The organism is Ruminococcus sporogenes (assembly GCF_054655175.1).
Map to the genome: position 1 here is coordinate 1085380 of NZ_BAAHOA010000001.1, position 23903 is coordinate 1109282.

General features: G+C 38.3%; 19 protein-coding genes and 2 tRNA genes. 12 read left to right on the forward strand and 9 right to left on the reverse strand.

The window, feature by feature from the left end:
• Positions 1–45: 45 nt before the first annotated feature.
• The 7 genes from ACYQ0N_RS05910 to ACYQ0N_RS05940 all read right to left on the reverse strand — a co-directional run bounded on the left by ACYQ0N_RS05910 (position 46) and on the right by ACYQ0N_RS05940 (position 4711).
• On the reverse strand, positions 46–525 hold the full coding sequence (locus tag ACYQ0N_RS05910; protein ID WP_460162109.1) for a PcfB family protein: 480 nt from the start codon (positions 523–525) through the stop codon (positions 46–48).
• Positions 526–527: 2 nt separating this feature from the next.
• On the reverse strand, positions 528–797 hold the full coding sequence (locus ACYQ0N_RS05915) for a hypothetical protein (RefSeq protein ID WP_460162110.1): 270 nt from the start codon (positions 795–797) through the stop codon (positions 528–530).
• Between the two features lie 21 nt (positions 798–818).
• The gene (locus ACYQ0N_RS05920) at positions 819–1859 is read right to left on the reverse strand and encodes a DUF6017 domain-containing protein (protein WP_460162111.1); all 1041 of its coding nucleotides are present in this window, start codon (positions 1857–1859) and stop codon (positions 819–821) included.
• 10 nt (positions 1860–1869) lie between these two features.
• Positions 1870–2124 carry a hypothetical protein gene (locus ACYQ0N_RS05925; protein ID WP_460162112.1) on the reverse strand — a complete coding sequence of 85 codons (255 nt, stop codon included), beginning with the start codon at positions 2122–2124 and terminating at the stop codon, positions 1870–1872.
• Positions 2125–3069: 945 nt separating this feature from the next.
• Positions 3070–3648 (reverse strand): flavin reductase family protein, encoded by a 579-nt coding sequence (locus tag ACYQ0N_RS05930; protein WP_177531485.1) that lies wholly within the window; start codon positions 3646–3648, stop codon positions 3070–3072.
• Between the two features lie 850 nt (positions 3649–4498).
• A tRNA-Ser gene (locus tag ACYQ0N_RS05935) sits at positions 4499–4590 on the reverse strand.
• Between the two features lie 37 nt (positions 4591–4627).
• Positions 4628–4711, reverse strand: a tRNA-Leu gene (locus ACYQ0N_RS05940).
• A 240-nt stretch (positions 4712–4951) separates the two neighbouring features.
• Here ACYQ0N_RS05940 and thrB point away from each other — a divergent pair.
• The gene (gene thrB / locus ACYQ0N_RS05945; RefSeq protein WP_177531486.1) at positions 4952–5845 is read left to right on the forward strand and encodes a homoserine kinase; all 894 of its coding nucleotides are present in this window, start codon (positions 4952–4954) and stop codon (positions 5843–5845) included.
• Between the two features lie 45 nt (positions 5846–5890).
• On the opposite strand, the gene ACYQ0N_RS05950 is transcribed toward thrB, so the two are convergent.
• Complete coding sequence (locus tag ACYQ0N_RS05950) at positions 5891–7138, reverse strand: leucine-rich repeat protein (protein WP_460162113.1); 1248 nt, start codon at positions 7136–7138, stop codon at positions 5891–5893.
• Between the two features lie 164 nt (positions 7139–7302).
• On the opposite strand from ACYQ0N_RS05950, the gene speD reads away from it, so the two are divergent.
• The 8 genes from speD to nspC are packed head-to-tail and all read left to right on the forward strand — an operon-like array spanning position 7303 to position 14935.
• Positions 7303–8112 carry an adenosylmethionine decarboxylase gene (speD, locus tag ACYQ0N_RS05955; RefSeq protein ID WP_177531488.1) on the forward strand — a complete coding sequence of 270 codons (810 nt, stop codon included), beginning with the start codon at positions 7303–7305 and terminating at the stop codon, positions 8110–8112.
• Positions 8113–8135: 23 nt separating this feature from the next.
• The gene (locus ACYQ0N_RS05960; RefSeq protein WP_460162114.1) at positions 8136–9584 is read left to right on the forward strand and encodes an aminotransferase class I/II-fold pyridoxal phosphate-dependent enzyme; all 1449 of its coding nucleotides are present in this window, start codon (positions 8136–8138) and stop codon (positions 9582–9584) included.
• Between the two features lie 9 nt (positions 9585–9593).
• Complete coding sequence (speE, locus tag ACYQ0N_RS05965; protein WP_177531490.1) at positions 9594–10454, forward strand: polyamine aminopropyltransferase; 861 nt, start codon at positions 9594–9596, stop codon at positions 10452–10454.
• Between the two features lie 2 nt (positions 10455–10456).
• Positions 10457–11311 carry an agmatinase gene (speB, locus tag ACYQ0N_RS05970; RefSeq protein ID WP_177531536.1) on the forward strand — a complete coding sequence of 285 codons (855 nt, stop codon included), beginning with the start codon at positions 10457–10459 and terminating at the stop codon, positions 11309–11311.
• Between the two features lies 1 nt (position 11312).
• Positions 11313–12230 carry a YwqG family protein gene (locus tag ACYQ0N_RS05975; RefSeq protein ID WP_460162115.1) on the forward strand — a complete coding sequence of 306 codons (918 nt, stop codon included), beginning with the start codon at positions 11313–11315 and terminating at the stop codon, positions 12228–12230.
• Positions 12231–12260: 30 nt separating this feature from the next.
• Positions 12261–13463, forward strand: coding sequence for a saccharopine dehydrogenase family protein (locus ACYQ0N_RS05980; RefSeq protein WP_460162116.1), 1203 nt, complete (start codon positions 12261–12263; stop codon positions 13461–13463).
• A gap of 25 nt (positions 13464–13488) precedes the next feature.
• A complete protein-coding gene (locus tag ACYQ0N_RS05985) occupies positions 13489–13803 on the forward strand; it encodes a YbjQ family protein (protein WP_177531493.1) in 315 nt (104 codons plus the stop codon).
• A 1-nt stretch (position 13804) separates the two neighbouring features.
• A complete protein-coding gene (nspC, locus tag ACYQ0N_RS05990; protein WP_177531494.1) occupies positions 13805–14935 on the forward strand; it encodes a carboxynorspermidine decarboxylase in 1131 nt (376 codons plus the stop codon).
• Between the two features lie 241 nt (positions 14936–15176).
• On the opposite strand, the gene ACYQ0N_RS05995 is transcribed toward nspC, so the two are convergent.
• Complete coding sequence (locus tag ACYQ0N_RS05995; protein ID WP_177531495.1) at positions 15177–17393, reverse strand: substrate-binding domain-containing protein; 2217 nt, start codon at positions 17391–17393, stop codon at positions 15177–15179.
• A gap of 231 nt (positions 17394–17624) precedes the next feature.
• Here ACYQ0N_RS05995 and ACYQ0N_RS06000 point away from each other — a divergent pair, with 231 nt between their 5' ends.
• The 3 genes from ACYQ0N_RS06000 (at position 17625) to ACYQ0N_RS06010 (ending at position 23896) form a co-directional block, all read left to right on the forward strand.
• A complete protein-coding gene (locus ACYQ0N_RS06000; protein ID WP_460162117.1) occupies positions 17625–21506 on the forward strand; it encodes a glycoside hydrolase family 98 domain-containing protein in 3882 nt (1293 codons plus the stop codon).
• A 547-nt stretch (positions 21507–22053) separates the two neighbouring features.
• Positions 22054–22995 carry an alpha/beta hydrolase gene (locus ACYQ0N_RS06005; RefSeq protein WP_460162118.1) on the forward strand — a complete coding sequence of 314 codons (942 nt, stop codon included), beginning with the start codon at positions 22054–22056 and terminating at the stop codon, positions 22993–22995.
• 16 nt (positions 22996–23011) lie between these two features.
• The gene (locus tag ACYQ0N_RS06010; RefSeq protein WP_460162119.1) at positions 23012–23896 is read left to right on the forward strand and encodes an aldo/keto reductase; all 885 of its coding nucleotides are present in this window, start codon (positions 23012–23014) and stop codon (positions 23894–23896) included.
• Positions 23897–23903 lie beyond the last annotated feature (7 nt).

The window sequence follows — 23903 nt, forward strand, 5'->3', positions numbered from 1 at the left end:
CAAAAGTGTAATCGGAACGTGCTTTTGGCTCGATTTTTAAGTATTTCATCGCATATTCTCCTTTGACTTTTCACGCTGTTTCTGCTGTCTGTGCGGTTTGCTCTTGATTTTGCGAGCCTGCTTTTTCAGCTGTTCACGGCTTATTTCACCACGACTCATAATTTTGCCCTGTACCTTATCGGCATACTCCGAAAAAGCCTTTTTGAAGTCGTCAGTTTTGCCTGCTGAAAAGAAAACGTGGTATGTAGGCGGATTTGTAGACTTGTCCTTTTTAAGAGCGAAATCAATGTGATACTTCCTTGCGGTACTGAGAAAATCACCGATATTTTTATCGCTCACTTCAATGCTGTCAAGTTTGCCGCCTGACTTATTTTCAAGCTGTGAAAATGACATTCTGCCTTTTTTCTCAGTCCTGCCATTCAAAAACTCCTGCATAGCCGATTTGAGAACATCCGATGTGATTTTCTCTGCTTTTACGGAAATGTCAATGGTCTTTTTCGTACCACGCTCAAAATCAGACGGCATTGTTAATCATCTCCCTCGGTATCAAAGTCATAAACCCCAAAAGTCTCGCATTCAAGCCATTTTTTCAGCTTGTTTTCGGCTTCGGCAGCCCTTGCTCTGCTGCCAAACACACCGAGAACGTGCATCGAATTTGCAACATCAAATGCAATCAGCCCGTAAGCATCATTTTCCTCGCCGTTATCGTCCGAATATGTGCCATACTCAACCGAAATGGAGACGATATTATCGTAGTTGACCAGCTTTCTGTCAAGTGTTACAATTGTTTTTGCCATGAAATCACCTCCCTTCGCCGTTTAATAGCCAAAATCACGCTTGACCGCATATTCTGCCCAGCGGCTTTCATTGTTGCTTCTGAAATTATGATTGTTGACCTCATTGAACAGCGTGCTTATGAAATATTTTTCGACATTGCGAATATCATCTGTTTTCTTCATCGTGTCAAGAGTGTTCTCAATGCAATCCCTGTCAGCCCTCAGCAATGCTGATTTTATGACTTCGTGAGGAAATTCCTGTCCGCAGATAATATCTTTCTTTTTGCGTGAGCAGACAGCACGAACGATAATTGCGACAATCTCATCAAGTTCCTGAATTGACATAGAGCCGTCCGTGACAAATTCGTTTATCCATTCTGCATAGTTCTCGTAGTCGATGTTTTCTTTCACGATTTGGGTATAGACTTTCTGCTCTTGCAGGTAATCGTCAATCAATCCATCAATCTCTTTTGGACTTTCAACAGGCTCAACAGCGGTTTCAGCGGAAGATTGATTGATAGATATTTGATTCATCAGTATTTGATTTTTTAGTATTTTATTATTGTTATTTAATTGCCCTTGATTTTCTGTCGGTTGAATTTCTACAGGTAGAATTTCAAGAGGTAGATTTTCTATGCCTTGTTTTTCTACTGCTTGAAAATCAATTTTTTTGGAGCTTTCAACATTGGTTGTTGAATCTCCATTTTTATCACCATTGCCGTCATCGTATTCGGGAGAGTTCGGGTCATCTTTTGCCGAATATTCATAAAAATCATAAACATACTCGATACGACCGCTTTTCGTTTGATTTGGTTTGAGTTTGGTGACAGTCAGATAACCACGGGCTTTAAGTTCAGCGAGAGCAGATTTTATCGCAGATTCGCCCTCTTTGCATATCGAGGCAAGTCCTGCAACGGAATAGTCCCATTCGTCTGTAAGAGAAAGCACTTTGCTCAGCAGACCGACAGCTTTCAAACTCAGCGTTTTTGAACGCAGGTGAAAATTGCTCATCACAGTATAATTGGAATTTTTATTTACCCTGCAAACGCTTGACGGCTGTGTTTTTTCGATTTTCTTTGCCATTTTCTTCACCTCAGACAAATTTCATAGACGGGATTCTCAGCTTGTTGACAGCGTATTTGCCGTCAACACAGATGATATATTTACTGTCTTTGAGTTCAGCAAGAGCAGCCTTGATAGTTTTCAGCGAATCGCACTCCGAGAACGTGCAGAGTTCTTCTGCTGTGTGATAGTCGCTTTCGGGTATGTTCAGCATCGTGGACAGAAGTCCGTTAGCTTCAAGCGACAGTTGATTGTCGTTCGGATAAATAGTTTTATTTTCGGGCATGGTATGACCTCCTCTTTGATTTTAGGCAACAAAAAAGCGTTTCTGATTGAAAAATCAGAAACGCTAAATAATTGTAAAACCTTTTTGTTAGCAGCAGGATTTACCACAATATTTAATTTTTTTTGTTTATAGAGAACTACAAAAATCAATACAAAACAGGTTGAAACAGTAAGTTCTCAGTATTATGTTTTCAGTGTTATTTTTTCGCTTGATTCAAGTTTTGTTTTCCTTGATTTTACGGTACTTTTCAAGAAATTTTTATTCCACATTATATTATATATTGTATAAATTGTTACCGAAAATTCTACCAAAGTTCTACCAAAAAGAAAAAATCAAGCATTTTTTAAGACCTCGTATTTTAGGCACTCTTTGATTTTTGACCTCCGAAAACCTCGATTCTATGGGATAAATCAGATTATTGTTGGATATTTCAGTATGGAATAGAATGTGGGGGTTATTATATCACAATTTGAAGTTGAATTCAAGATAAGCATAGCTCATAAAATCAAGCTGTGCTTGATTGCTTGCTTAAAAACAAGCGGCGATTGCGATTTGCTTGGAAAAATCCAATTAAATGAAAATAACCTGCTGCACTGTTCTTGATAAACAGACTGCAACAGGTTATTTTAGTGTAGCTGTATAAAATGCCATAAAAACACAAAATCATAAATCTATTGCTTGGTTTCTGCACAATGGGACTTAATCATAGCCCTCGTGGCTACACTCCAGATTTTTCAGAAAAAATCGGAGTTGTCACAAACGCACGTTTTACGAATTAGGAATCTATCCTAATTCGCAAACTTTGCTTGCGGGGATATTTCCAGACCCTTTGAAAATCGGCAATACTGCTGAAAATGAAAAACGCCCAATAAGCAAAACTGCCGTCGTGTTATTAAAAACACAGCGGCAGTTTTATACTATACGAAATGGAGCGCGAACAAAAAATCACTTGTTTCCTGCTGATAGCTTTTGCTTCCAATCGCCCATTTCGCCAAGCTTATCTCCGATTGAGAAATAATTATATGGCGCATAAACGGCAGGACGGATTTTTGTTAAATCAATCTTTTTCATATCCATGTTTTCGTATTCTTTGTCTATCTGTATGTTCTTGATTTCTGCTAAAAATAAGTGTGCTCCGGAAAGTTCAATTATTCTTGTAACTTTACACTCATACGCCCAATGGCACTCGTCAATTATTGGAACATCAATAAGCTTACCTTGTTGATACCTATACTGAACAGAATTTTTCAATCCGTCTTCGCCGTTAGTATTTCCAAAATAATCGGCAAGCCAAAGATTATCTTCTGTAATCAGATTTGCTGAAAATTTCTTTTCCCGAATTATGTTTGTCTTTGTTAATTTAGATCCGCCAACTGTCATCATAAGGTGAGGACAGTTGTCAAATGAAAAGCCGAGCCAAGTAATAATGCAAAAATTCGGAGTACCATCTTCGTTCTTTGTTCCGATTATGTACATAGGCTGAGGGCTGAAAACCCATTCAGGTGAGATGCTAATCTTGTCCATTTGTTCTTTCTCCAATGCAATCAGATGTAATTTAATTTCATTATATTATTATCTATTTTTTTATATTCAACGAAAGCGATAGTTGCTTGTTATCCTTTAGCATAAGAGCCTTTTTCACCATATATCGTAATCTGACTTTCTATTTCTGCAAAAGCAGAAACTCTGATTAATCGCCTAATCGTATCTTCCTCATTATACCACTTCCTACCCGAAAAAGCAACCAAGCCAAAAGTTTTTCCGAAAAGCTTTCCACTGTCCTGAAAATGATACAGCGGTTTATGTTACAATTAAATCATGGAACATTATGCAGATACTCAAAGACCGCAGTCACGTTAAGAAAATCAGTGAGAAATGTTATTCAATTCATAATACGGAAAAATCGGAAGCGCCAATTCCGAGATCATAAAAAAGTCTTGTGACCAGAACTTCCATTAACTCGAACCTCTTGTGATTAATCGTTGTTAAAATAAACAATTTCATCTACAAAAGTTTTAATAAGCAGCGATTTATTTTCTTCAGAAATCAGGGACAGGATGTTATGAAGCCAATATTTAATTTGATCGAAAGATAATTTCTTACTTGATCACTTTAATTATGATATTAGACAAAACGGCTTTTAAAAGTCTGTGCATTATTTTACATATGAAAAAAGACGTATTTAAGAAACAAAGTCTTAAACACGCCTGTAACTTTCAAAATATATAAATGTCGTGAGTTCGGATCCTTTCAGCCGGTGTTTTTCGGCTTTTTTCATCTATGGTTTTTAACTTCTTTTTTTCGCCGTTTGGATATCAAAAAAGCCCGTAGCTACGGGCTTTTTGGCGCTTTCATCTATTTTGTCAGCGCTATATGGCGGAAAGAGAGGGATTCGAACCCTCGATACGCTATCAACGTATACACGAGTTCCAGTCGTGCGCCTTAGACCAGCTCAGCCATCTTTCCATAATCAAAATACCCCAGCATAAAGCTGAGGTATAATTGGTGCGAGTGACGGGACTTGAACCCGTACGCCAATGACACACGCCCCTCAAACGTGCCTGTCTGCCTATTCCAGCACACTCGCATTGAGTACTTTAATATTATATCAAACTCTGATTAAAAAGTCAACAACTTTTTTATAAAATTACTACTTTTGTATATTTTAGCATTTTTTTCAACATATTAATACGAATTGATACGATTTTAACAAAAATATCATAAATGAAAATAAAGAAATATCCCTTATAGAATCTTCATTTAAAATATGATATAATTTAAGAAAGAAAATTTTTAAATGACAAAAACGTCAGAATGGAGAACATATATGATAAAAATACAAATTCCCGCAACTTCGGCAAATCTGGGCGCAGGTTTTGACGCTTTAGGGCTTGCTCTTACTTATTATAATTATGTTGAGATGGAGGAATCGGACAGAATAGAAATTTCCTCTTCAGACGATATAAATATTCCAACAGACGAGAATAATCTTATTTACATATCTGCGAAGGATCTTTTTAATATATGCGGTAAAAATTTAAAGGGACTTAAAATACGTCAGACAAATAATATCCCTATGGCAAGAGGATTAGGCTCCAGTTCAGCATGTATAGTGGCTGGAATTGTCGGTGCAAATATGCTGCTCGGAAATCCTCTGTCAACCGACGATCTTGTAGATCTTGCCGCACAGATCGAGGGCCATCCGGATAATACAGCGCCGGCCTTACTTGGTGGTATAGTAACCGCGGTTTTTGACGGTAAAAAGGTTCATTGGGTAAAACAAGAGGTTTATACTAAATTGAAATTTGCAGCTATAATACCGGATTTTGAATTAAAAACTGAGAAAGCGAGAGCTTGTCTGCCTTCTGAGGTTTCGCATAAGGACGCCGTATACAATCTTTCAAGAGCGGCTCTGTTTTCAGCGTCTCTTCTTACCGGAAAGTTTGAAAATCTGCGTACTGCGGTGCATGACAAGCTTCATCAGCCCTATAGAATGGAGCTTATTCCTAATGCAAGGGAAGTTTTTGATATTGCCTATAATCACGGCGCTTACGGCTCGTACATAAGCGGTGCGGGTCCTACTATAGTAGCTATTGTGGACGAAAATAACAAATACTTTTCCGGTAAGATGAAATTCTCACTTGATAACGCCGGACTGAGCGGGTGGCAGGTTCATGAATTTCATATTGATAACGACGGAACTAAGCTTATAACCAATTGATTTATATTAAAACTCCCGTGCATTTTTAGCGCGGGAGTCAAGCGTTTATTTTGGAAGCAGCGTCCTTGCAATTTCTATCGCGTCATAAAGGTCGACTGTGCCGTCTTTATTAAAATCGGCAATCAGTTTTTCCTCTTCGGTAAATGTTCTCATACCCATAATAGCTTTGGCTATCTCTATAGCGTCATAGAGATCTATCTCGCCGTTGCCGGAAATATCGCCGATTAGTGTTTCAGTATATTCTCCTAAAGAAACGAAGTTTCTGTTGTACTTTTCAGCATAAGTCTGAGCCGTTGAGTTTTCATAGCCGTAGATGGCGGTTGTTTCTGAAATTGTATCCTTAGCGTCAAAAATTTCACAATTAGGGTTGATTAATGTTAATTTAGTTAAACCGTCACAATAAATAAATGCATTTTGTCCTATACTAGTTATATTTTCGGGTATAATTAAGTTATTAAGATTATAACAGTTAACAAACGCCCACGAACCTATAATTGTTACAGTTTCAGGTATGGATATTTCTAATAAATTACAACAAGATGCAAAAGAAAAGTCCCCTATATTAATTAAATTTTCAGGAAATACTATATATAGTAGATTAGCGCAATTTGCAAAAGCGCCTTTTTCAATATGTACAACATTATCGTTTATTTTATAATGTGTTTGAATTTTTGCTATTGGATATCGGATTATTTTAGTACATTCTTTATTATATAAAACTCCTGATAATGATGTGAAATTTTTATTATTATTTGTTACAATTATATTTTCTAGATTGTAACAACCAGAAAAACAGTAATCTTCTATTTTAGAAACATATTCTTGAATTGTTATTTGAGTAATACTTTCACAATTGTGGAAAGCGTATTGTTCAATATTAATTACATTATTTGGAACTATATATTCTTGAACAATTTTAGCAGGAGGAAATTTTATTAATGCTGTTTGATCTTTATTAAATAATATTCCGTCTGCACTGCAATAATAATTATTACTTTCTGAAACGTGAATGCTTTTAAGTTTTTTACAATAAGATAAAATATTACTATTTAATGATTTTACCGGCAGTCCCTCAATTTCTGCCGGAATCTCAATTTCTGTTACCGATTCGTAACAGTCGGTTATTTCCACATAATCGTCTGTTCCGTCGCCGTCTGAATCAACCGTAGTATAGCTTAAATCGCCGTAGGTTGCGGAAGCTTCCGCCGATGAGGAAAACGGCATAATGCCTGATATTGCGGCGCAGCATGCCGCTGCCGTAATAAAACTTAAAAAGTTCTTTATGAGCTTCATAGCATCTCTCTCCTTAATTTTTAAATTTATTTTACCACTCGTTGATTGTAATGTCAATATAAATTACAATTCGCTGAAAAATAAGATAAATATTCCTGATAATCGTTGCATTTCCCCTTTAAATGTGATAGAATAAAGCTTGTATAATATTTATTTGAAAGGCCGTGATGTTAGGGTTGGAAAAAAAGCTTGCTTTATATGGATTTAATAATCTTACAAAGACTTTAAGCTTTAACATATATGACGTATGCTATGCTAAAACAAAACGCGAACAGGAAGATTATATACAATATATAGACGAACAGTATAATTCGGAAAGACTGACCAAAATACTCTGCGACGTGACAAAAATGATAGGGGCTACGATACTTAATATTTCCAAGCAGGATTACGAACCGCAGGGCGCTTCGGTAAATATTCTGATTGCCGAAGGGCATGTTTCACCGGAAAATATAGATAAATCCTGTAATCAGGGAAGTATGCCTCAGAGTGAAACTGTCCATGCCCATCTTGACAAAAGCCATGTGACTGTTCACACCTTTCCAGAGTCTCATCCCGAAAACGCTGTATGTACCTTTAGAGTTGACATAGACGTTTCAACCTGCGGAGAAATATCGCCTCTTAATACGCTTGATTATCTCATAAGCAGCTTTGATTCAGATATAATAACAATAGATTACAGGGTAAGAGGCTTTACCCGAGATATGTGCGGCAAAAAATATTTCATTGATCACGATATTACTTCGATACAGGATTATATAGATGAAAGAACTCTTACAAAATACGACGCCATAGACGTTAACGTCTATCAGTCGAATATATTCCATACAAAAATGCTTATAAAGGAAATACAGCTTCAGAATTATCTTTTTAATACTGACGTCTACGAGCTTCATCCCAAAGAGAGACTGGACATTACAAACAGCATACGAAGGGAAATGATCGAGATTTTCAGTGGAATGAATATTTACTGATATTTATGAGGGAGGCTTGGAAAATGATTTTTTCACAGAGTGAGGCTCCTGTTTTAGAGGCTATGAAACAGCATCTTCAGAACAGGGTCGTTCCCTTCGATGTTCCTGGTCATAAGGGAGGACGCGGCACAAGGGAACTGACTGATTTTTTGGGTTTGTCATGCTTAAAAGCCGATGTAAATTCAATGAAACCCCTTGACAACCTATGTCATCCGGTTTCCGTCATAAAAAATGCTCAGGAGCTCGCGGCGGAGGCTTTCGGCGCTGAAAATGCGTTTTTTGTTGTCAACGGTACAACCGGATCTGTTCAGGCAATGATAATGGCCGCCTGCAAGGCGGGAGAAAAAATTATAATGCCTAGAAACGTTCACAGGAGTGCGATAAACGCTTTAGTCGTCAACGGCGCGATACCCGTTTACGTTAATCCCGGTACAAATAAAAGACTTGGAATACCGCTTGGAATGTCGGTAGAAAACGTAAGAAAAGCAATAAGAGAAAATCCGGACGCAAAGGCTGTGCTTATTAACAATCCAACCTACTACGGAGTATGCTCCGATCTGCGGGAAATAGTAAAGCTTGCGCATGAAAACGGCATGCTTGCGTTAGTCGACGAGGCTCACGGCACTCATTTCTATTTCGGGGAGAATATGCCTGTTTCGGGTATGGCTGCCGGAGCCGATATGGCAGCCGTCAGCATGCATAAGACCGGCGGTTCTCTTACGCAAAGCTCTTTGCTATTATGCGGAAAAAATGTCAGCGCCGGTTATATCAGACAGATTATCAATCTTACGCAGACTACAAGCGGCTCTTATCTTCTTATAGTGTCCTTGGATATAGCAAGAAAAAATTTGGCGCTCAACGGAAGGGAAATTTTCAGGAAAACAGTGCAATATGCTGAGTATGCAAGATCTGAAATCAATAAGCTCGGAGGCTACTATGCATTCGGGAGTGAGCTTTGCGGAAGCGATTCATTTTTCAGCTTCGATCCTACCAAGCTTTCTATACACACAAGGGATATAGGTCTTGCGGGAATAGAGGTTTACGATATTCTGCGCGATGAATACAATATACAGATTGAATTCGGGGATATTGGAAATGTTCTGGCGATCATTTCCGCCGGAGACAGGGCTCTTGAAATTGAACGGCTAATATCCTCGCTCTATGAAATAAAACGACTTTATTCCAAGGACAAGGCCGGAATGTTTGACCATGAATATATAGATCCTCAGGTTATTATGCCGCCGCAGTCCGCTTTTTACGGAGATAAAAAGTCTGTTCCGATAACAGAAAGCGGAGGTTATATATGCGGTGAGTTTGTCATGTGTTATCCTCCGGGTATTCCTATTCTTGCTCCTGGTGAAAAAATAACGGGCGATATAATAAATTATATCCTCTATGCTAAAGAAAAGGGCTGTATGATGACGGGTACACAGGACATAAACATTGAAAATATCAATGTGGTTGTAGAATAGGAGGATTTCATGGAGCTTTGGTATACTGAAAACCATACTGATAATGTTAAATTTTCTATAAGGGTAGACAAACATTTAAAAAGCGCTGAAAGCGAGTATCAGCGTATAGATATATTTGAATCCAAGGAATTCGGAAAAATACTGACTCTTGACGGATATCTGATGGTTACCGAAAAGGACGAGTATATATATCATGAAATGATAACGCATATACCTATGGCGGTAAATCCTGATATAAAAAATATACTTGTTATCGGAGCTGGGGACGGCGGGACCGTAAGAGAGCTTACCCGCTACAACCATGTTGAAAACATAGATATGGTTGAAATAGATGAAATGGTAGTGGAAATTTGCAGGGAGTATCTTCCGCAGACCGCTTCAAGGCTTTCCGACCCAAGAGTTCATATTTTTTATCAGGACGGACTGCGTTTTGTCAGAAGTAAGGAAAATGAATACGACTTAATCATAGTGGATTCAACCGATCCTTTCGGCGTAGGAGAAGGTCTTTTTACAAAGGAGTTTTACGGCAATTGCTATAAGGCATTAAAAGACGACGGTATCCTGGTGAACCAGCACGAAAGCACCTTTTACGCCTCTTATTCTAATTCCATGAAACGAGCTCACAGCCGGATCAAATCGACGTTTCCAATCGCTCTGGTCTATCAGGCTCATATTCCAACCTATCCGTCCGGACATTGGCTTTTCGGCTTCGCCTCGAAAAAATATGATCCGAGAAGCGACCTGAAATCAGAATGGTGGAATTCTCTTGGAATAAAAACAAAATACTATAATACAATACTTCACACAGGCTGTTTCGCAATTCCCAACAATGTAAGGGATCAGCTTCGTGAATCTGGAGAGCATAAATGAATATAAGTAAAAATATACATACATTTATCGGCTGCGACAGCGATTATGCGGAAAGCCGAATCGCTATTTTCGGAGCGCCCTTTGACAGTACTACATCATATAGACCTGGAGCACGCTTTGCAAGCTCGGCTATGAGAAATGAAAGCTATGGAATTGAAACCTACAGTCCATATCAGGATAAGGATTTACTTGATGCTGAAATTTTTGATTGCGGCGATCTTGAGCTTTGTTTCGGGAGTCCTGAAAGCGCGCTTAACGATATAGAAAAAATGACTGAAAATATTATATCTGACGGTAAGCTGCCTATTATGATCGGAGGCGAACACCTTGTAACGCTCGGCGCAGTCAGGGCGGCGGTTAAAAAATATCCTGATCTTCGTATAGTTCATTTTGACGCGCATGCGGATTTAAGAGACGATTACCTCGGTCAGAAGCTTTCCCATGCCTGCGTTATGAGAAGATGCCATGAGCTTTTAGGCGACGGAAAAATATTTCAGTTTGGTATTAGAAGCGGCGACAGAGAGGAATTTTTATGGGGTAGGGAGCATGTATATACAAATAGGTTTGATTTCAGTGGTATAGAAAGAATTAAGGAGAAAACAGGGGACAGACCTGTTTATTTTACACTTGACCTTGACGTTCTTGACCCGTCATGCTTCTGCGGAACGGGTACTCCCGAGGCCGGTGGCGTGAGCTATAATGAGCTTATAAAGGCTATTGAGAAGGTATCGGAGCTTAATGTTATAGGACTTGATATAAACGAGCTTTCTCCGACGCTCGACCAAAGCGGGGCGTCGACTGCGCTTGCCTGCAAGCTTTTAAGAGAAATTCTGCTGTATTTTTATAAGGAGGACTAAAATGGGATTTTTTGATATCTTTAAAAAGAAAAAAAGCGACGAGCTATCAGAAGAGCTGGTAAATCATAAAACCCTAAAATCCGATGAAGTTGAAAAAGACTTGGCTGAAAAAGCTCTCAAAATCATTGCTTCAGATACGGAAACCCCATGCGTTCGCCTTACCCTGACTAAAACAAAGCCGACTGTTTTTGAAAGTAAGGTCGGCGGTTTGGGATATATTCCCCATGACGGCAATTTTCCTGCTGACAGCAAGGGTAATCAACTGAGACTTTTAGCACAGCTTGACTGTTCGCAAGTAAAGCTTGAGGAATTTCCAAAGCGGGGACTTTTGCAGTTCTGGATTTCAGACGACGATGCTTGGGGACTTGAATTTGAAAACAGTACCGTTCATGACTGTCACCGTGTAATTTACTATCCCGATACGGATAAAAGCGTTACCGAGGAAGAAATAAAATCTAAAATTATTCCCAATGAATATGAAGCTGACAGCGGAGAAAATTATATGCCTGTAAACGGCGAGTACGGATTGCAGTTTGAATACTCAAAGGAATCCTTGAGCGATAACGATTGTAGATTCAGACTTAAATTCTGCGATGCATATAATTCATTTAATCCGCCTAAAACAATAGAATCGCCATACGACCTTAATACTGATATTGGTGAGCTGGAAAGCTTTGAAAAGCTCGGAGAAACTGCATTCGGTCATAAAATCGGAGGGTATCCGGGATTTACTCAGGAAGATCCCAGAGACGAATACTCCCCCTGTGATTTTCTTTTGCTTCAGCTTGACAGCGAATTTGGAGAAGGCGAAGATAAAATTATGTGGGGAGACGCGGGAATCTGCAATTTCTTTATAAACAGAGAAAAGCTTAAAAGTCTCGATTTCAGCGAAGTTATGTATAACTGGGATTGCTATTGATAAATATTATTTTGAAAGGGTTTGATAAAAATGTCTAAAGCTTTAATTATAGGCGCCGGGGGAGTAGCTGGTGTGGTTATTCATAAATGCTGTCAGAACAGCGAGGTTTTTTCTGAAATATGCATTGCAAGCAGGACTAAATCAAAGTGCGATAAATTCAAGGAAGAGCTTGAAGAAAAAACGGAGACAAAAATATCTACTGCACAGGTCGATGCGGACAGTGTAAGCGAGCTTGTCGCACTGATTAATAGAGAAAAGCCGGATATAGTAATCAATGTTGCGCTTCCTTATCAGGATCTTACTATTATGGACGCCTGCCTTGAAACCAAAACAGACTATCTTGACACTGCAAACTATGAGCCGGAGGATACTGCTAAGTTTGAATACAAATGGCAGTGGGCTTATAAGGAACGCTTTGAAAAGGCGGGTATTACCGCCGTTCTTGGCTGCGGCTTTGATCCGGGAGTTACGGGAGTTTTCTCAGCCTATGCTCAGAAGCACTACTTTGACGAAATAAATTATATTGATATTCTTGACTGTAACGGGGGAGATCACGGCTATCCTTTTGCAACAAATTTCAATCCTGAAATAAATATAAGAGAGGTTTCCGCAAAGGGAAGCTATATTGAGGACGGAAAGTGGATTGAAACGGAGCCTATGGAAATAAAAAGGGTATATAACTTCGATCAGGTAGGCGAAAAGGATATGTATCTGCTTCACCACGAAGAGCTTGAATCTCTTGCTTTAAATATAAAGGGAATAAAAAGAATCAGATTTTTTATGACTTTCGGTCAGAGCTATCTTACGCATCTGAAGTGCCTTGAAAATGTTGGAATGACTTCAATAGAGCCTATCATGTACGAAGGCAGAGAGATTGTACCGCTTCAGTTTTTAAAGGCGGTTCTGCCTGATCCGGCTTCACTTGGTCCGAGAACTGTGGGAAAAACAAATATAGGATGTATTTATCAGGGGCAAAAGGACGGCAAGCCTGTTAAATACTATGTTTACAATGTATGCGATCATCAGGAATGCTATAAAGAGGTCGGATCACAGGCTGTTTCATACACAACAGGCGTTCCGGCTATGATCGGCGCGATGATGGTGCTTACTGGAAAATGGAAAAAAGCCGGAGTTTACAATGTCGAAGAATTTGATCCGGATCCTTTTATGGAGGCTTTGAATAAATGGGGGCTTCCTTGGAAAGAAAACTTTGATCCGGTTTTGGTAGACTGAAAACTAATAAAGGTGAGATGAAAAGATGATTTTAGTAAACACAGATTATATTTCCGGCAAAGATTTTGAAATGCTCGGACTTGTAAAGGGTTCGACAATACAGTCAAAGCATATAGGAAAGGATATTATGCAGAGCCTAAAGACCATTGTAGGAGGAGAGCTTAAGGATTATAACATTATGATGATGGAAGCCCGCGAGCTTGCTACAAAAAGAATGGCGCAGGAGGCGGAAGCCCTCGGCGCAGACGCAATTGTCAATATCCGTTATGCTTCGGCAGAGGTTATGCAGGGCGCCGCGGAGGTTATGGCTTACGGTACTGCGGTTAGATTTGTGAATTGAAATGCTTGATATAAAAAATATTGAAACGCCGTGTTATATAATTGATGAGAAACGGCTTATATCAAATCTTGAAATACTTAAATATGTTCAAAACGCCTCCGGCTGTAAAATACTGCTTGCACAAAAGGCCTTTTCAGCTTTTTCACTTTATCCGCTTATCGGTAAGTATATAAGCGGAACTGCATGCAGTGGTCTTTACGAGGCGCGCCTTGGCTATGAATGCATGGGTAAAGAAAATCATGTTTTTTCTGCGGCATATCGAGCTGAAGAAATTGATGAAATTATTTCTTATTGCGGACATATTATTTTTAATTCGTTTTCCCAGTTGGAACTTTACCGTGAAAAAGTATTGAAAGCGGGGAAAAAAATAGGACTGCGTATAAATCCTGAACTGTCTACGCAGAAAGGACATGAAATTTACGATCCATGCTCGCCGAAATCACGTCTCGGAATAAGGATTAAAAGCTTTCAGCCGAATAATCTAAAGGGCGTTTCAGGACTTCATTTTCATACGCTGTGCGAGCAGAATTCAGACGCTCTTGAAGCAACGCTGAATGCTGTTGAAGAGAAATTCGGACAGTATATCGGCGATATGGAATGGCTGAATTTCGGCGGAGGTCATCATATTACGCGCTCCGATTACGATATACCGAGACTAATACGCTGTATTAAAAGAATACGTCAGAAATACGGAGTCGAAGTTTACCTTGAGCCGGGCGAAGCGGTAGCTTTAAACGCAGGATATCTTGCAACAAAGGTTTTGGATATTACTGAATGCGATATGCCGACGGCAATTATAGATTCTTCTGCTGCATGTCATATGCCGGATGTTCTTGAAATGCCCTATCGTCCTCCTCTTTACGGTTCAGGAATTCCCGGAGAAAAAAGCTACACCTATCGTCTTGGATCGCAGACCTGCCTTGCAGGGGATATGATTGGAGAATATTCGTTTGATTCTCCTCTTTCAGCGGGTGATATTCTTGTTTTTGAGGATATGGCAATATACAGTATGGTTAAAAACAATACTTTTAACGGAATGCCTTTACCGTCTATTGCAGTTTTGAGAACAGACGGAGGAATTGAAATCATAAGACAGTTCGGATACGAGGATTTTAAAGGTCGCTTGTCATAATTTATTTAAAGCCGTTATACCATCAGATGATAATTGCAGGCATACGGCTTCGGTAGCGAAATTCAAATAAGGTTTACAAAATGCGAGGAAATTAATAAAAAATAAGGGCGGATAAAATCCGGTCTTATTTTTTTATTCTTATATTTACTGCATTAAACGGCTTTTTTAATGTGGGCTGAAAATATTTTATTATAAAGCCGTCAACTTAAATTAGTGTGTTTTAAGTCGAGTAAGATAACGTTTATACATTTAAGTAAAAGAGTTTACGATACTGACTTGGTGTAAATGAAGTATTTTTCTGAAATAACCGCATAAAATATTTTTCATCGCTGTAACCGCATTTTGCGGCGATAGTATTTACATCAAACGACGTAGTAAACAGCAGAAATTTAGCAAGCGACATTCTACTTGCAATACAGTCCTGATTAAAGCTTATTCCAAAGAAATTCTTATAAACATGTCTGAAATGAGCGATTCCGATATTAAGCTCTCGGCATAAAACTTCAGGATTAACTTTTTCGGCAGGATTAAGATAAATACTGTCTCTGAGCTCTTGGAACTCTTTATATTGAAACATTGAATGTTTTTTAGAACGTTCTAATATATTTTCATTTATTATATTATTTGTTTCAGAGAGCGCATCTTTTAAACTAAAATATTGCATCTTATTAAAAATTCTACAGCAACATATAAACGAATCCATTCCAAATTCATTTGTATAGTGTGTTTTGTGCAAAATAAGCGTTTTCAGTTTATCAGTAATTAAGTCTGCATAATCGTCGGCGAAATAACCTATTAAAGCGCAGGCATAAGTGTTGCGGTTAATTCTTCCAAATAAGTCATTTTTATTTATTGAAAGAGATTTTAATGCGTCGGCAATTTCATTAGTTATTGAAACTATAATATCTTGCTTTTCGAACCGAATTTCTGAGGAGAAAATTTCAGTTTTTAAAATCAATAAAAAAAGCGATTTCTTTGGTGCAGCTAAGGCAGCGAAATTAACTGCATTTTCAAATCCGGTCAGATTATAAAGTCCCGTTGAAGAATCATAATGCTCGGAGATATTCTGACATTGCAATAGGTAGCGAATATCATTTTTCATTCGTAGAAATTCGAGTGCGTTAGATACGGATTTGAGCCAGTTTCTGAAAATATGATCATAGGTGTCAGGATAATCATATCTCAGAATCACATATCCCATCATTTTATCTGCGAAGAAAAGAGGATTAAAAAAATATGCCGCAGAATAGGGAACGCGTGAGAAAATATCTGTAAAACTATATTTATCAATCTTTGATAGCGTTTCTTTATCTTTATTCGATATTATTTTATAACATTCCATAACACTGCTGCCGGGATTGTCGTCGTACCAATTTTTTGAAAGACAAAGATAAACTTCATTTACGTCTCGGATAAGAAAAATAAAGTCATGAAGTACGTTTACAAAATCCGATATTGATTTACATTCTGTAAGACGATGATCCATCTGGCTGAACAGGTTTAGAAAATCATAAGTTTTTTTTGTGCGCGCTGATTGAAGTTCTTTAAAAAATTGATCTTGTTTAATGCCGCAGGAACAGCTTTTTCCATATATAATTTCACCTTTTAATAAAATATCAGTATCAGCGGACATATTTATTTTTTTTAAAAGTATATTAATTGCTTTTATTCCTAATGCTTTTCTGTTTCTTTGGTAAGTGGTAAGAATCGGATAATGGTATAACCGTTCACGGACATATTCGTATCCGATTACAGTAACTTTATCAGGAATGTCTATACCGCATTCCATAAACTTGTCCAAAAGACCGTAAGCCATATAATCGTTCGTACATAAAATAGCTTCCGGAAACTTTAGTTCTCCATTTATATATCTGCAAGCAAGCGCAGTTCCGGAGTTCATCCAGAAGTCTCCGTAAAAAACCTTGTTTGAATCGAATGGAATTCCATGCTTTTCTAAAGATTTTTTATATCCGTTGACTCTTAAATTCGAGGCTTCAAGAAAATTATGTCCTGTAAGGATATGAATATCAGTGAATCCATGAGCTTCAATTAGATGGTTTGTTATATCTTCTATATCATTTTCATCATCTGTATTAACTACTGTCAAATCAGATAAATCAAAGCTATTAAGCGGTGTGCCGATTAATATTACCGGAATAGGATTCCTTGATTCGAGATTATGCTTAATTCGTTTTTGGAGGTCAGTATTAATGATTGCTTCTGAAATCAAAATAATTCCATCGAGTTCCGGCGAAAGAATTAGATCGTAAATCTCATTTTCACTGTATAAAGAGGGATTAGGCTCATTAGGATTATAGATATTTGTGAATACAGCAATATCAATGTTAAAATTCTGTGCTTGTTCGATAATTCCATTTAAAATCTGATGCTGTTCCATATCGGCGGCTTGTGCGGCAATAACCCCAAATATTGGTCTTTTATTATTTTTATATTTCATACCATCACCTGCGTATTTTATGATATTGTATCATAATAGTAGAAAAAAGTCAACGAGTTTATACATAATATCCACTATTAGTACATTATGTGAGTTGTAGTTTTAGTGATAATATGATAGTATAGGATTATAAAATTATTTCAAAAATGTTACATAAAACATTTAATATTAATTATAGGGCTTAGTTTGAATCAAAATGAATAAAGCAATAATTTTAAGGAGGAGTTTATATTGAAGTTAAAAAAATTTGTTTCAGTATTAACGACGGTTGTGATGATGTTAGGTATGATAATTTCCCTGCCAGCGTCAAAAGCAACCTCGGAAAATCCGCTTTCAGCCTTGAGCGGGCTGTTTGAGGTAACGCCTTATTCGGTAAATGCGGCCGGTACTATGCGCCGGCCATGTTCGGCAGAATCGCCCATGTGGATTGTTCATATTGATTCGTGGAATTACGCTGATCCAGAAAAAATTATCGACTTAATTCCTGATGATGTACTGCCGTATGTTGTATTTAACATATCACTTTCTATTAACTGGAATCATGAAACAAATAAATGGCTGATGATTCAGAACGGTTATGAGTGCGCTAAATCGTGGTTGAAAACCTGCGCCGACAGGGGCGTCTGGACAATGATTCAGCCTTCAAGTGGTGGTCAAAGCCATTTTCCTGATTATGATAAGTCGGGAAACATTGTTGATTTTATAAATAAGGATCAATTTGTTTCCAGTAGCGGCGGAGACCTCGATAATACTATTTACGGTGAATTTTTCCGTGATTACCCCAATTTTATCGGTTATAATTATTGCGAACAGTTCTGGGGTTTTGAACAGCAGGGGGATTTCCCGATTACACCAGTTCAGCGCTATGAACATTTTGCACAACTTTTAAAGCTTTGTAATAAGTATGGCGGTTATCTTGATATAAGCTGGTGTGCAAACCAGTGGAGCCCTAATATAAATCCGATTGCAATGCTGAAGCGTGTTCCTTCATGGGAAGAATCTTGCCGTCTTTATTCCGATAACCTTATTCTTGAAGAAAAATATACACAGGCGAGCTATATTGCCGATGTAGAAAGTACTGTATACGGCGCATATATTTCAGGTTACTGCGGAAACTTTGGAATTCGTTATGACGAAACGGGCTGGACTGATTCAACGTGGTCGGGTACAGGCGTTTCTTCTAAAGATCAGTATCGTCTTTCTACCGGACTGCCTATTCATCTTGAGCGTATGGCTCTAAATGGCGCTACTGTTATAGACGGTCCCGAGCTTGTATGGGCAGATGATTTTAAGGAATTATGGCCGTCTGCTGATAGCGAGGGCTATACAACTCGTAAGTGGGATATGTATGACCAATATCAAAATACGGTAATTGATATGTTCCGTAAAGTTCAGGATGGTACAATTCGTATTCCTGATCGTAAAGAGGTTATTGAACGTACAAAGGTTGTTATAATTCAAGATGTCAATTCGGGAAGCAATGATGATAAATACAGTACATATCCGTCACTTTTTGAAGGGCTTTATCGTATGCCCGGAGATGGAAATTTAAAAGATAACCATAACCTTTATAAGAGTACCGGACGTTATCAAACAATTCCTACTGTTTATGCGCTAAAGGACGACCTTGCAAAGTCAATTCCCGTTCAGGTTAAGCAGTCGGAAATTGCGTCAAGATGGAGTACTATTGCCGCAAAACAGGACGAATTCAATAAGCTTTACGCTTCCGAATACTGGGGCAACTGCTATGTTGGAAGAAATGAAAACACATGGATTGCTTATAATCCTTACAAGGACGGAACTGCGGCAGGAGGCGTTATGTTGCTGAAATACAACACCTGTAAAGAGGTAGACATGTCATTTACAGCATACGGTTCCGGTATTATGAATGAATACTCGGATCACATCGACTTCTACCTTAATAATTATGACGAGGACGCAAAAACTACACTGAAAACTACTACGATTAAAATTTCAGGCTGTTCGTCTGAGCCGAATATAAAAATTCATAAGGATAGAGGCTTCAATCAGACGTTAAGCGATATATCATCTTCTTACTCAAACGATACCTATACAATTACAGTCAAACATAACGGTCCTGTAGATTTGTCCGTAAGCTGTTGCGGAAATGAAATCGGCAGACAAACCTTCTATCAGACAGCAAAGCTTGTTGAACCCTTATTTCCCGATTTTTATGAAGGGGAACGTCAGTACGAAGGCGAATTCTTCGATTATAAAAATATTGAGGGCAATGTGACAAACGGCTGCGGAAGCGGTACAGATAATTTTTGGGGACAGGGCTTTATGAAGTTTGGCGTTAATTCGAATGCTGCTGTAAAAGATACTGTTTCTACCGAAAAATCAGGAACATTTAATATGACTCTTAGATATTCAGTGACATCTGATACCAATAATGTTGACTTGTATGTTAACGGTTCTAAGGTAAATACTCTTTCATTGTCAAAGGGTTCGTCACTCAGCGATTGGAAAACAATATCTCAGCAGATTACTCTTAATAAAGGCGATAATAAAATTGAACTAAAAGCTAATGCTGCTCTTCCAAGTACGCTTTATATTGATTGCTTTACATTAAACGGAGATTTTGGAGATACAGAACCACAAATACTGAATGGGACGCTTATAAAAAATCTTACTGTCACTGATACATTGAATGCTGGTAATTGGTCAATTAATGATAACGGGGATTTTAATATAGGTTCAACATTATTTGGCGATCGTGATTTTACGGTAACGGCTTTACCGTCAAATTTAATTAGTGCAGAGGTTATTAAGACAGCCTGCGATTCTAAGCTTGTGACAACTGATTTAGGTTCATTTACAGCAGGCGATAATATTACTGTTTACGTTGCTATGGACTCTCGAGTCACAGAAATTTTGCCTTTGTGGCTGAATAGCTGGACAAAAACTAACTTTACCATGAAAACATCAAATGACCTCACTCTGGAGCTTTTTAAGAAAAATGTCGGCGCTGGAGAGATTGTTACTCTCGGTACTAACGGCGGAAACGGTAACTCTGTAAACTACGTGGTGTTAGCCATAAATCAGCAGAACATAATAAAAGGCGATGTGAATTTTGACGGAGTAATTAACAGCTTTGACATAGTTGCTGTAAGAAGAGGTCTTATTAGTGGATTCGAAAATGATTTGTCAGTTGATGCAGCCGACGTTAACTTAAACGGCCAAGTTGACGAGGACGATTTGAAACAGCTTCAGGATTTTATTCTCGGTAAAAGAAAAGAATTTACGTTATCAGAGATAACAATAACACCTGATAATTATATGAATCAAATAAGAGAAAATATTTTAGAAAACGAACCAAGTGAAGCAATTATTGAAAAATCAGGGACAGAATACGGCACATACGAAAAGAAAACTATTTATTCCAATGTATGTAAACGTAACAAAAGCTTTAATGTTCTGCTTCCGGCAAGCTACACTTCGTCAAAAAAGTATCCCGTTATGTATGTTCTTCACGGGTACTGGGGAAATGAGGACTCGTTGCTTGATGCAGGAGACGTGTCGCTTAGGCTTAGACAGATTATCGGAAATGCTATCTCAGACGGTGAAGCTGAGGATATGATAGTAGTTTTTCCCGACATTTATGCAAGCGAAACACAGGATAAATGCGATGGGCTTGATGCAAAAAACAACGCTGCATACGATAACTTTATAAATCTTCTTATCAAAGAAATCATGCCGTATATGGAACAGAATTATTCCGTTAAAGTCGGCAGGGAAAACACTGCAATAACAGGATTTTCAATGGGTGGAAGAGAATCGCTTTACATCGGATTTTCTCGTCCCGATTTGTTTGGCTATGTAGGCGCTATGTGCCCTGCACCCGGTCTTACAACAGATTTACTTTCAGATTCCGAACTAAAATTCGACGAAATAAAGCCTTATCTACTTATGGTAAGCGCGGGATCGAATGACCAGATTGTTTGGTCGACACCTGTAGAATACCACGAAGCAATGCTTAAGAATGATACAAATCATATATGGCACTATGTTTCAGGAGGCGATCACGGCGGTTATACGATTCGGCCTCATATGTATAATTTTGTAAGAGCTGTTTTTAAAATTGCAGAATAAATGACAGTATAATTTTTGTAATTATTAATTATAAAATAAGATATATATATAAAAATCCGTACTCTTTATGAGCGCGGTTTTTTTATTTAATTATAAATTATAATCAATATTTATAACGCTGTTTTTGCAAATTATCCCATAAAATACCTTTACCGAAGGCGAAAATGTCTGCTCGGAAAGTATCAGAGGGATACTATTCAGTTACTCAATTGTTAACGTTACAATGAAAAGAAAAAAGTGTAAAAGGCTTATTTCAATCATAATGACCGTCCCATTGATAATAATATGCACGGTTTTATCATTCCTGTTAACGATGATAAACCATTGCTAATAACTATTTGCAATTTTCAGAAATATGATATACAATAAAGTCAAAGGAATAATATTATAAAAAAATTGAATATTTTCTTGCAGACTGCGGGTTTCAAGAACGGCAGAGAACATTATTATATCAACCTTGCAAAATTATATCAGCCTTGCAGATGCTGAAAAAATGAATGCCTGCGGTTGCTTTATCTGCAAAACCAAATAAAAAGGAGAATGATTTATGAATAATTATATTTGTGAACTTAATGAAAATGTTGAAAGAACCCATGTCCGCTACAACAATCGTTATGGGCTTGCGCTTGCAGGCGATCTTTATGCTGCAAAAGACATGGATAAATCAAAAAAATATCCTGCAATTGTGGTCGGCGCTCCATATGGCGGGGTAAAGGAGCAAGGACCGAGTGTGTATGCAAATGAACTTGCCAATCGTGGATTTGTAGTTCTTACATTCGACCCATGCTATATGGGTGAATCAGGAGGGGAACCTCGTCATGTATCATCGCCCGATATGTTCAGTGAGAATATCAGTGCAGGTGTGGATTTTCTCGGACTTCAAAGCTATGTTGACCGTGAAATGATAGGCGCTTTGGGCATCTGTGGAAGCGGTGGATTTGCTCTTTCTGCGGCTGCCGTTGATATGCGCATCAAGGCTGTTGTTACTGCAAGTATGTACGATATGAGTTTTGCCGCCCGTGCAGGACAGTCTCCCGAACAGATATCGGAAACAAAGAAAAAGCTTTCCTTACAGCGTTGGAAAGATGCAGAAAACAACTATCCTGAATATATCCCGACTTTTCCCGAAGAAGCAGTAATGGAAATTCCTGACGAAATGCAGGGCATATGGAGAGAGTTTTTTGAGTTTTATGCAACAAATCGCGGTCATCATCGCAATGCTCGCGGCGGATTTACCACGACAAGCGACCTTGCGTTTATAAATTATCCGTTGCTTGCGCACATTGATGAAATTTCTCCTCGTCCGATACTTTTTATAGTCGGTGAACAGGCTGAAAGTCGTTTTTTCAGCGATACGGCATATGACAATGCAAATGATCCTAAGGAACTGCTTGTTATTCCTAACTGCAATCATGTTGACCTTTATGACAATATAACCAAAATTCCGTTTGATAAGATAGAAACATTTTTCAGGAATAACCTTAAATAAAGGAGGCAATGCTCTCATGATTAATATTCCCGCTATAAAACTTTTCAATGGTGTTGAAATGCCGACGGAGGGATTCGGCGTATTTCAAATATCCGAAACGGAATGTAAAAATATAGTTCTTGACGCGATACACATCGGTTATCGTCTGATAGATACCGCAAGTTCATACAAAAACGAACAGGCTGTCGGCGATGCTGTAAAGCAGGCGATTGATGAGTGTATCGTAAGCCGCGATGAGCTTTTTATTACTACAAAGGCTTATATTCAGGAAATGGGATATGATAATCTCAAATGGGCCTTTGAGCGTTCCCTGAAAAATCTTGGTCTCGAATATCTTGATTTGTATCTTATTCATATGCCGCTCGGGGATTACTACGGAGCGTGGAGAGCTATGGAAGAACTATATGAACAAGGCAGGATAAGAAGTATAGGCGTATGCAATTTTGACTCTGCAAGGCTTATGGATTTGTGTTACAATGCAACAATAAAGCCAATGGTAAATCAGATTGAACGTCATCCTCATTACCAACGGCATGATGAATTGGGACTAATGAGAAAACTTGGAGTTCAGCCAGAGGGGTGGGCGCCGTTTGCCGAGGGTATGAAAGGAATGTTTCAGGAGCCTGTTTTGGCTGAAATTGCTGGTCAATACGGCAAAACGCCTGCACAGGTAATACTTCGTTGGGAGATACAGCAAGGTGTTATTATTATTCCGAAATCGGTTCACAAAAACCGCATGGAGGAAAATATCTCAATATGGGATTTTGAACTGTCTGATGAAGATATGCGGAAAATCAACGCACTTGATAAAAATTGTCCGTCTATGCTTGATTGCTCAGAACCAAGTGAAATTGATCGTTTGTATAATTATCTGAACAATCCCGTTTTAACTACGCTTTAAATTGATG